Annotated in this window: 9 protein-coding genes; 1 reads left to right on the top strand and 8 read right to left on the bottom strand. The window is 71.4% G+C overall.

Features of this window, described 5'->3' with window-relative positions; all coding sequences use genetic code 11:
- Positions 1-7: 7 nt before the first annotated feature.
- A complete protein-coding gene (locus D7X55_RS29430) occupies positions 8-175 on the top strand; it encodes a DAK2 domain-containing protein (RefSeq protein ID WP_233610143.1) in 168 nt (55 codons plus the stop codon).
- Positions 176-183: 8 nt separating this feature from the next.
- On the opposite strand, the gene D7X55_RS29425 is transcribed toward D7X55_RS29430, so the two are convergent.
- The 8 genes from D7X55_RS29425 to D7X55_RS29390 form a co-directional block, all read right to left on the bottom strand.
- Complete coding sequence (locus D7X55_RS29425) at positions 184-1,692, bottom strand: PH domain-containing protein (protein ID WP_158626442.1); 1,509 nt, start codon at positions 1,690-1,692, stop codon at positions 184-186.
- Positions 1,682-2,167, bottom strand: coding sequence for a PH domain-containing protein (locus D7X55_RS29420; RefSeq protein ID WP_147468271.1), 486 nt, complete (start codon positions 2,165-2,167; stop codon positions 1,682-1,684). Before D7X55_RS29420 ends, D7X55_RS29425 begins: the two co-directional genes overlap by 11 nt.
- A gap of 74 nt (positions 2,168-2,241) precedes the next feature.
- Positions 2,242-2,934, bottom strand: a complete 693-nt coding sequence (locus D7X55_RS29415) for a VOC family protein (protein ID WP_120546989.1) — start codon at positions 2,932-2,934, stop codon at positions 2,242-2,244.
- Positions 2,931-4,346, bottom strand: a complete 1,416-nt coding sequence (locus D7X55_RS29410; RefSeq protein ID WP_120546988.1) for a multicopper oxidase family protein — start codon at positions 4,344-4,346, stop codon at positions 2,931-2,933. The genes D7X55_RS29415 and D7X55_RS29410 overlap by 4 nt, the downstream gene beginning before the upstream one ends.
- Entirely contained in the window at positions 4,324-5,724 is a 1,401-nt protein-coding gene (locus tag D7X55_RS29405) for a TolC family protein (RefSeq protein ID WP_121724801.1), read from the bottom strand. The genes D7X55_RS29410 and D7X55_RS29405 overlap by 23 nt, the downstream gene beginning before the upstream one ends.
- A gap of 186 nt (positions 5,725-5,910) precedes the next feature.
- The gene (locus D7X55_RS29400; RefSeq protein WP_121724800.1) at positions 5,911-6,564 is read right to left on the bottom strand and encodes an isoprenylcysteine carboxylmethyltransferase family protein; all 654 of its coding nucleotides are present in this window, start codon (positions 6,562-6,564) and stop codon (positions 5,911-5,913) included.
- Between the two features lie 53 nt (positions 6,565-6,617).
- The gene (locus D7X55_RS29395) at positions 6,618-7,178 is read right to left on the bottom strand and encodes an RNA polymerase sigma factor (protein ID WP_121724799.1); all 561 of its coding nucleotides are present in this window, start codon (positions 7,176-7,178) and stop codon (positions 6,618-6,620) included.
- A partial coding sequence (locus D7X55_RS29390) for an efflux RND transporter permease subunit (protein WP_147470255.1) occupies positions 7,175-9,313 on the bottom strand: 2,139 nt, incomplete at its 5' end. The genes D7X55_RS29390 and D7X55_RS29395, both read right to left, overlap by 4 nt.

Raw genomic sequence — 9,313 nt, 5'->3', positions numbered from 1 at the left:
GAAGGGGCTGGGGGAGGCGTGGGCGGAGGCGGTTCGCGCGGCGGAGCAGGGCGCGGAGGCGACGGCCAGCATGTCGCCGCGACTGGGCCGGGCCAGCTACCTGGGTGAGCGCGCGAAGGGGGTTCCGGACGCGGGGGCCGTGGCCGTGGTCATCTGGATGAAGGCGCTGGGCTGACGCGGCGGCTACGCGGGAAGCCGGGCAGCCGGTCGCGGTGCTCGAGACACACGGCGGGCCGGGAGCACGTCGATGAGGGCCTGGGCTTCCTCCCAGCCCACGCTGGGCAGGACGACGTGGGAGCCCGCTACGTCGATGCGCACGTGGCCGATCCCGTAGCCCCGCTCCAGCGGTCCCTGTCTCGCTCGCACGGACTGGATGCGGGAGCGCTGCACCACCGTCGTGCGCCTTCGCCAGAAGCCCTGGCGCACCACCACCAGGGTCTCCGTGACGAGCCATCCCTGGAAGCGCCAGTCGAACCAGGCGCCAAACAGCTGCGCGGGGAGCAGGAGCCAGGCGACCGCGCCCCAGGCTCCCATGAACCAGGTCGCGGGCGCCGCCACCAGCACGCTCAGGCCCACCGCGCGAATTCGTGCTCGCAGGAGCGCCTTGGGATGCGCGCCCCGGAAGGGCAGGGTGTCGGGCAGCTCCGGCACGAACTCCCGCAGCAGCTCCGGCATGCGCGCCGTGGGCACCACCGGCACCAGCAGCTCCGCGCGGTCCGCGGCTTCCTTCCCCGTGCGGACGCCCGCCGTCTCCACCTCCACCGAACCGAAGCCCAACGTGCGGCGCAGCAGCGGTTCGTCCAGCACCACCTGCTGGACGCGTGCCCTTCGCACCGTCACCTGCCGGCGGGTGATCAGCCCTCCCACCGCTCGCAGGTGCGTGCCCGTGTCCACCAGCCGGAAGCCATGGAACCGCAACACCGCTTGCGCGCCACTCACCAGCCAGAGGCCGAACAGCCCCGCGAGCGCCGCCACCGCCGCGGACAGCCAGACCATTCCCGGCGCCGCCAGCGCTTCCCAGTGCGCCTCCATCCACGGCAGCAGCAGCTTGTGGAAGGTCTCCATGATTTCGTGCATCGCGCCCATCACCACCGCGATGACACCGACGCCCAGCGCGGTCGCGCCGTAGAGCAGCAGGCCTCCCAGGCTCGCTTCGGAGAGCACCCGCTCCGCCGGGACTTCCGCGCCGGGCAGCGCGGCAGGACCTTCGCCCCGGATGACCTGGAGGGATTGGATCAACGCCTGGGCGTCCTCCGGCGCCAGTCCGCGCAGATGGCCGTCCGCCTTGCCTCCGGAGGCCGTCTCCACCTTCACCTCCACCAGCCCGAGCAGCTTCGACACGAAGGGCTGCAAGACCTCCGTGTTCTGCACCCGCGCGGCTTCGATGAAGCGCGACGTCTTCGTGAAGACGCCGGAGCGGATCTCCAGCTGGGCATCCACCACGCGGTAGCTCGTCGTGGCCACTTCGTAGAGCCCGGCCGCCAGCAGCGACAGGGCCATGCCCATCACGATGACCCAGACGAACGCCGGCAGGCCGCGCTCATGCGCGAAGTACGTGGGCAGGAGCGCGCCCAGCAACACGCGTCCGATCATCCCCGACAACGGCACCAGGGCCGCGAGCGGCGCCTTCGGGCTCAGACGCTTCCAGGACACTTCTTCCGGCGAGGCCAGCGCCACCGGCTCAGACGACATCGTCGGCCTCGCGCCGCACCAGCCGCTCGCGCAGGGCATCCGCGGTCTCTCGCGTCAGGCCGGGAATCTCTCCGTCCGCGCCGCTGCCCGCGGCCGTGTAGATCTGCAGGCGCGCGAGCCCCAGCGAGCGCTCGATGGGGCCCTGATGCACGTCCACGTGCTGGATGCGCCCCGCCGGGATGGACACCACCTCATGCAGGAGCACGCCGTGGGAGATGACCAGGTCGTGCTCGCGCAGCGCCCAGCCCCAGCGCTCGTGCGCGCGCTGCGGATACCACGCCGTCAACACGCTCAAGCCCAGGACCACCGCGCACGGCAGCAGGAACGGCCAGTGCTCGTTGCCCGCGAAGTTCAACCCCAGCGCCACGGCGAAGGCGATTGCGCCGAAGATGGCCATGCGCAGGAGCGCCCGGATGCGGAACAGCGTGAGCGCTCCGCGAGGAAGGCGTTCCAGCGTCGGCAGAGGGGCGGTCATGGAGGCCTCCAAGGGGACCGCCAATCTACTCCATCACGCCCGTGAAGCTGAACAGGGCTTCATGTTCTTCCAGGTTACAGGGCCTGACGCAGGCCGAACGCGGCCCGGTGCAGGTCCTCGCAGGGCGCGACGCGTGTTCCATCCGGCATGACGTGCGGGCCGCCAGCCACCCGCCCTCCACCTTCGACGACCGCCGCGAGGGCCCGGTCCAGGTCATCGACGGCGAAGTAGAAGAGCCAGTGCGGATGGATGTGCGGGAGGCGCGCGGTGCTGCATGCGGCTCCCACGCCGCGCCCGTCCTCGCGCCAGGTGAACTGTTGATACGTCCCGACCTCGGGGGACAGCTGAAGGGCCTCGGTGGGCCGCCAGCCGAAGAGGTCGATGTAGTGAGCCAACGCCCGGCCGTGGTCGGCCGTGTGCAACTCATGCCACGCCAGCTCCGGGTGCGTGGCCCGCCCGGTCCTGGAGGTCAGTGCGACCACCGCGCCCAGCGGATCCCGCAGCACGGTGGAGGCGATGCCCTCGCTGGACTTGCGCGGCGGTCCCAGCCGCTCGGCCCCCCGCGCGGCGAACTGTTGCACGGCGGAGTCCAGGTCGGGCACGTGGAGGTGCCCCAGCCAGTGGCTCGGGGCACCTCGGGCGGCGGCGGCTTCGGGCAGCGGGGACACCTCCTGCGTGACGTCCGCGCCCAGCACGTTCGCGTAGAAGCGCCGCGCCTCCTCGGGCCTGGGAGACCGCAGCTCGTACCAGCAGAAACCGTTCGTCATGGCGTCCCCACGTCGATGCCGTCCCGGCGCAGTTCGTCGTCATGGGCGAGCTGCGCCAGCGTTCCCGGAGGCGCCGTGTACCAGCCTGGATCGCCGTAGCCATCCAACCGGTCCCTCACCTTGAGGATGGTGAACATGCCGCCCATGGTGATCTCATCATAGGGGCCCTTGCCTCCCACCATGGGGATGGAGTTCGCGGGCATGGGCATGTGGTGCATGCCTCCCATGTCTCCCATGCCCGTCTGTCCCATGGTCATGTAGCCGGGCAGCAGCGGGCGCACCTTCGCGTCCAGGCCTCCGGGCTTCACGCCGATCATGTTCGGGATGTCGTGGCCCATCTGGTTCATCACGTGGTGGGTCATGTGACAGTGCATGGCCCAGTCGCCGGGTTCGTCCGCCACGAACTCGATGGTGCGCGTGCTCCCCGTGGGCACCAGCACCGTCGTCTCCGGCCACTGCGCGCTCTCCTGGATGCGGCCTCCGTCCGTCTCCGTGATGCGGAACTGGAAGCCGTGCAGGTGGATGGGGTGGTGGTCCATCGCGCTCAGGTTGCCGAAGCGGATCCGCACCCGCTCGCCCTTGCGCACCACCAGCGGCTCCGTGCCGGGGAACGCCTTCGCGTTCATCGTCAGGATGTTGAAGTCCGTCATCTCGTTGGGGTCCGGACGCCGCGTGCCCGGATCGATGCGCCACTCGTGCAGCATGATGGCGAAGTCCCGGTCGATGCGCGGCCCCACCGGCTTGCGCGGGTGGATGACGAACATCCCCACCATGCCCATCGCCATCTGCGTCATCTCGTCGTGGTGCGAGTGATACATCCCCGTCCCCGACTGCCGCACCGTGAACTCGTACTTGTAGGTCTCTCCCGGCGCGATGGCCTTCTGGTTCAGCCCGCCCACGCCGTCCATGCCGCTGGGAAGCAGGATGCCGTGCCAGTGCACCGTGGTGGACGCGGGCAGCCGGTTCGTGACGTAGAAGCGCACGCGGTCGCCCTCCACCACCTCGATGGTGGGCCCGTGCACGTGGCCGTTGTAGCCCCAGCACAGCGCCTTGAGGCCGGGGGCGAACTCGTGCTCCACCTCCTGGGCCACCAGGTGGAAGACCTTCACGCCGCCTACATCCTTCCACGGCAGCTTCGCGCCGTTGGGCACGACGACGGGCCGGTAGTCGCGGCCCTCCCTTCCGGGCGGCAGATGCGACTGGCGGGCGGTCTTGCCGCCCGTGTCCGCGGCGGACCCTTCACGCGGGCCCTTCGCGCCGGGCACGCTGGATTGCGCCTGCGCGGTGCGGCCATGCATCAGCAGGGCGCCCGTCGCCAGCGTGGCGCCCGTGCGCGCGAGCAGTCCGCGACGCGTGAGCACCGGGGCCGGGTGGGTGTCTTCGGTTTCGTCAGTGGGCTTCATGGTGCTCATGGGTGGGTTCGGGCGTAGGCGTGGGTTCAGGCGTCGGTGCGGAAGCGGGCGCGGGCGCGGGCAAGCGTCCGCCCACCAGCCGCTCCAGGTCGGCCCGCGCCATCCAGTAGTCGCGGACCGTCTCCAGGTAGGCCCTCCAGGCCTCCACCTGCTCGCGCCGCGCGAGGAGGAGGGCCGGGAGGCCAATCTGCATGGCGTTGTACTGGCGCTGGGACTCATCGAGGATGGTGGTGCGCAGCGGGAGCACGACCTTCTGGTAGCGCTCCGCCATGTTCCGCAGCGTCACCAGCTTCGCCCTCGCCGCGCGCACCTCCGAGCGGGCGTTGACGGCCAGCTCCATCAACCGGTCCTCGCCCTGGCGGTGCTGCGCTTCCAGTTTGGCGATCAGCGCCTGACGCTGATCGAAGATGGGCAACTCCAGTGACAGCGTGGGGCCCAGCAGGCGCGGCCCGTTCGCGTCCTGGTGCGTGTGCACGCCCACCTCCACGCGGCCGAAGAAGCGCGTGCTGCGCGCCAGCTCCAGCGCGTTCCACAACAGCGAGACCTGCTTGCGGGCCGCGTCGATGTCCAGCCGCTGCTCGATGGCGCGCGTCTCCAGGCGTTCCAGCGACGCCTCGGAGGCGGGGACCTCCGGCAGCTTCCCGGTGAGCGTCCAGGCCACCCTCGGCCCGTAGAGGCCCATCAGGCGGTTGAGGTGTTCGCGCGCTTCAACGAGCGCCAGCTCGTCCTGGGCCAGCTCCAGGCGCGCCTGCTCCAGCGCGGCCTGCTCCGTGGCCAGGGCCAGCACCGTGATGTTGCCCGCGGCGCGCTGCCGCTGGGACAGGTCCGCCGCCGCGTCCGCGGCCTGGAGCACCTCACGGCGCAGCGCGACCAGCTGCTGCCGGGCCTGCACCTCCGTGAACGTCTGGCGGACCTCCGCCGTGGTGACCAGCGCTTCGTGCGCGACGCGCAGCGTGTCCGCCAGGAACTGCTCCTTCGCCACGCGCTTGCGCAGGGGCAGCGTGAAGAGGTCCACGAAGCTCTGGACGATGGAGAACTCGTGCTCGATGCCGCCCTCCGAGGACAGCGGGAAGCCGATGCTCCCGTCGAAGGAGGGGTTGGTGAGCAGCCCGGCCTGCACCATGTCCGCCTGGGACACGCCCAGCTCCTCGTACGTCCCCTGGAGCGCGGGGTTGTTGAGCAGCGCCACCTCCACGGCGTGGTCCGACGTGAGGCCGCCGGCCAGCAGGGCGTCCAGGTGCTGCTGCACCTGTGCGTCCTCCGGCGTTCCCTGATTCCAGCGCGTCTTCAACCCTGTCCGCTCCTCCACGAGCGCGGCCACTTCCATGTGGCCGCGCTCCTTCTGCACGGACGCGCAACCACCGAGCAGCAGAACCATGGGGAGCCAGGGAGATTTCCAGTGCACTCGAGACCTCGAAATGGGCGTGCCCGTACGGCAGCCAGGACACCGGCGCCTGTCGAGCAAGGGCCGGGCCACGACGTTTGAAATCGCAACCACGTGGAATGACAGCGTCAGGCGGCGCACGTTCGCATGGGCGCTTCGTGCGAGGTGTGACCGCCGACGTCACACTGTGATGCGCGAAGCGGCGTCCAGGCCGGGGGCTTCGAGCCGGCCCACCCCCGGGATGAAGCGGCCCACGCGCGCCGCGTAGCGCTGATACGCGCCGCCGTGCAGGCGCAAGAGGTGGTCCTCCTCCAGCCGCACCTGGAGCGACACCAGCAGCACGTAGTCGAGCCAGCCCATCACGGTCCACGCGCTCGGCGTCGCGAGCGCCATGCCCGTCACCACCACGAGCATCCCGCTGAAGATGGGGTTGCGCACGACGCCGAAGAGGCCACCCGTCACCAGCTCCGTCCGGTCCGAGTCGATGCCGATGCGCCACGACGCGCCCATCTCCACCTGCGCCCGCACGGTGACGATGAAGCCCACGGCCACCAGTGCCCAGCCGCTCCACCGGAGCGCGGCGGGCACGTGCCACACGCCCAGCGCGGACTCACCCAGGACGAGGTGCGCCGCGCTCCAGAGCACGATGGCGCCCATGAACAGCGCCATGCCCACGCCGATGACGCGCTGGAGCGGCGGGCCGGAGCGGTGCAGCACCAGCGCCGGGCGGCCGGTGCGGCGGCGCAGGCGCACCGACGGCAACACCATGGCGAAGAGGAGGAAGGCGAGGGTGGCGGCGGGCAGGGCCGGCCGGGTGAAGGTGGCGACGTCCATGAGGGTGACCTCCAGCTGCGTTCCCCCACGCTGACGCCCGGCCCCGCGTGCTCTTACAGCGGATTTTTCACGGGGGGCGCGCAGTCGCAGTCCACGCAGCCCTCCGCGCAGCAGTGGCCGCACAGCTCCACCAGCTGCTGGCCCAGGGCCTTGCGCGCGCGGTGCAGGCGCACGCCCGCGTTGTTGGCGGAGATGCCCGCCTCCTCGGCGTACGCGGCCACGGACAGCCCCTCCAGGTCCACCCGGCGCACGGCCTCCGCGTACTCGGGCTTGAGCGTCCCCGCGAGCCCCGCCACGCAGCCGCACACCGTCGCCTCCAGGCCGCTCGCGTCCTCGGTGGACAGCGGCTGTTCGTGGGACAGGGACTCCAGCGCGGTGACCTCCCGCTGGCCCCGGCGGTGGCGGTCCACCAGCGCGTTGCGCAAGAGCCGGTAGAACCAGGCCACCGCGCTCTGCTCCTCGCGCAGGGAGCCTCCCTGTTCCATGCCCTTCACGAACGCGGCCTGAAGCACCTCGCGCGCCGCCTCCTGGCTCCCCACACGCGGTGTGAGGAACGCGAGGAACGCATGGTGGTGGCGCAGCAGCGCGTCCAGCGCTTCCGGTGACAGGCTCATGCGGAGTGCTTTCTAGCAGCCCGCCGCGCCGCGACGCGCTCCTGGAAGCCATGCACCAGTGCGTAGAACGTGGGCAGGGCCAGCAGCGTGAAGAGGGTGGACGTGACGAGTCCGCCCACCATCACCACCGCCAGCGGACGCTCAATCTCCGTCCCATGCAGCGGCAGCACCAGCAGCGGCAGCAGCCCGAGGATGGCCGTGCCCGCGGTCATCAGCTTGGGCCGTACGCGGCCAAGGCTCGCCTCCCGCACGGCCTCCGCGAAGGGCTTGCCCCGGCGCATCAGGTCCTTCGTCTGCGCCACCAGCACCAGGCCGTTCTGCACCGCGATGCCGAACAGGCCGATGAGCCCCACCAGGCTGGACACGTTCCACGTCTCTCCTGCGATGAGCAGCGCGAGGATGCCACCCACGAACGCGTCCGGCAGCGTGGCCAGGATGACCAGCGCCTCCGCCACGGAGTCCAGCGCGAGGTAGAGCAGCACGAACACCGCGAGCAGCGCCAGCGCGATGGCCACCGTCAGCGCCTGCGCCGCGCGCTCCTGGCTCTCCACCTTGCCGCCCACGTCCACGAAGTAGCCCGTGGGCAGCTTGAGCTGCGTGGCCAGCACCTCGCGCACCTCCGCCGCCGTGCTGCCCAGGTCGCGGCCGGACACACCGGCCTCCACCGCGATGCGCCGGCTGCCCGCCTCGCGGCGCACGCTGCCCGCGCCGGAGGTCTCCTCGATGGTGGCCAGCTGGCTCAGCGGGATGCGCGTGCCGTCGTGCCCGTCCACCAGCAGGTTGCGCAGGGCGTTCACGTCACCCCGGCGGTGATCCGCCAGCCGGAGCACCAGGTCGTAGCGGCGCTGGCCGCGCCAGATCTGCGCGAACTCCTCGCCCACCAGCCCGACACGGATGGCCCGGATGACATCCCCGGGCGTGAGCCCCACGCGCGCCACCGCGGCGCGGTTCACCGTGACGCGCAGCTGGGGCAGGCCGCTCAGCCGCTCCACCCGCAGGTCCTCCACGCCGTCCACCTTCGCCATCAGCGCGCGCGTGCGCTCCGCGAGCTCCGCCAGCGTGTCCAGGTCCGGCCCGAAGACGCGCACGGAGAGGTCCGCGGGGCTGCCTCCCAGGCCCTCGTCGATGCGCATCCCCAGCGGCGTGGTGAAGAGCACCGACACGCCGGGCACCTTCTCCAGCGCCTCGCGCATCCGCGACTCCAGCCCCTCGCGGTCGCCCGTGGAGTCCTTCTTGAGGACCACCAGCACGTCGGACAGGGTGTGGGGCATCGGGTCCTCGGTGCGCTCGGCGCGGCCGGTGCGGCGCACCACGTCCTCCACCTCCGGGAACTGGCGCAGCACGTCCTCCACGCGGTGGTTGAGGCGGTCCACCTCGTCCAGCGACGCCTCCGGCGGCAGCACCGTCTGGAGCAGGAACGCGCCCTCGTCCAGCCGGGGCATGAAGTCACTGCCCACCATGAAGGCCAGCCCCAGCGCGGGCACGGTGATGGCCAGCGCCACCACGCGCACCAGCCCCGCGTGGCGCATGCACTTCTCCAGGACGGGCGCGTACGCGGCCTTCACCTTGCGGATGATCCACACGTCCTCCGGCGAGTCCTCCTCCGGCGCGCGCAGGAGGAGGCCGGACACCACCGGCACCAGCGTGAGCGCCAGCGCGAGCGACGCGGCCAGGCACGCCACCACCGCCGCCGCGAGCGGCTGGTACATGCGGCCCTCGATGCCCGTCATCGCGAACAGCGGGATGAACACCGAGACGACGATGAGCGTGGCGAAGGCGATGGGGCGGCCCACCTCCATCGCCGCCGCCAGCGCCTCGTCGCGCACCGGGCGGCGGCCCTTGCCCTCGCGCAGGTCGTGGATGACGTTCTCCACGACGATGATGGCCGCGTCCACCAGCAGGCCCACCGCGATGGCCAGGCCTCCCAGCGTCATCGTGTTCAACCCGATGCCCGCCGCCTTGAGCAGCAGCCCCGCCAGCGCCAGCGACAGGGGCAGGGTGAGCGTGACGATGAGCGCCGCGCGCCAGTCCCCGAGCAGCAGGAAGAGCACGCACACCACCAGGAACGCGCCCAGCAGGATGGCCCGGCCCACGCCGCCCAGCGCGGAGCCCACCAGCTCCGACTGATCGTAGAC

Source organism: Corallococcus sp. AB049A (assembly GCF_003668885.1).
GTDB classification, from domain to species: Bacteria; Myxococcota; Myxococcia; order Myxococcales; family Myxococcaceae; genus Corallococcus; species Corallococcus interemptor.
The sequence above is the reverse complement of the archived record's forward strand: the minus strand, read 5'-3'. Positions and strand labels throughout refer to the sequence as shown.

What these genes read in the sequence shown, in the direction of transcription:
- D7X55_RS29410 (WP_120546988.1), bottom strand. Translation starts at nt 4,346, where the DNA reads ATGAGCACCATGAAGCCCACTGACGAAACCGAAGACACCCACCCGGCC.
- D7X55_RS29405 (WP_121724801.1), bottom strand. Translation starts at nt 5,724, where the DNA reads ATGGTTCTGCTGCTCGGTGGTTGCGCGTCCGTGCAGAAGGAGCGCGGC.
- D7X55_RS29425 (WP_158626442.1), bottom strand. Translation starts at nt 1,692, where the DNA reads ATGTCGTCTGAGCCGGTGGCGCTGGCCTCGCCGGAAGAAGTGTCCTGG.
- D7X55_RS29400 (WP_121724800.1), bottom strand. Translation starts at nt 6,564, where the DNA reads ATGGACGTCGCCACCTTCACCCGGCCGGCCCTGCCCGCCGCCACCCTC.
- D7X55_RS29415 (WP_120546989.1), bottom strand. Translation starts at nt 2,934, where the DNA reads ATGACGAACGGTTTCTGCTGGTACGAGCTGCGGTCTCCCAGGCCCGAG.
- D7X55_RS29395 (WP_121724799.1), bottom strand. Translation starts at nt 7,178, where the DNA reads ATGAGCCTGTCACCGGAAGCGCTGGACGCGCTGCTGCGCCACCACCAT.
- D7X55_RS29420 (WP_147468271.1), bottom strand. Translation starts at nt 2,167, where the DNA reads ATGACCGCCCCTCTGCCGACGCTGGAACGCCTTCCTCGCGGAGCGCTC.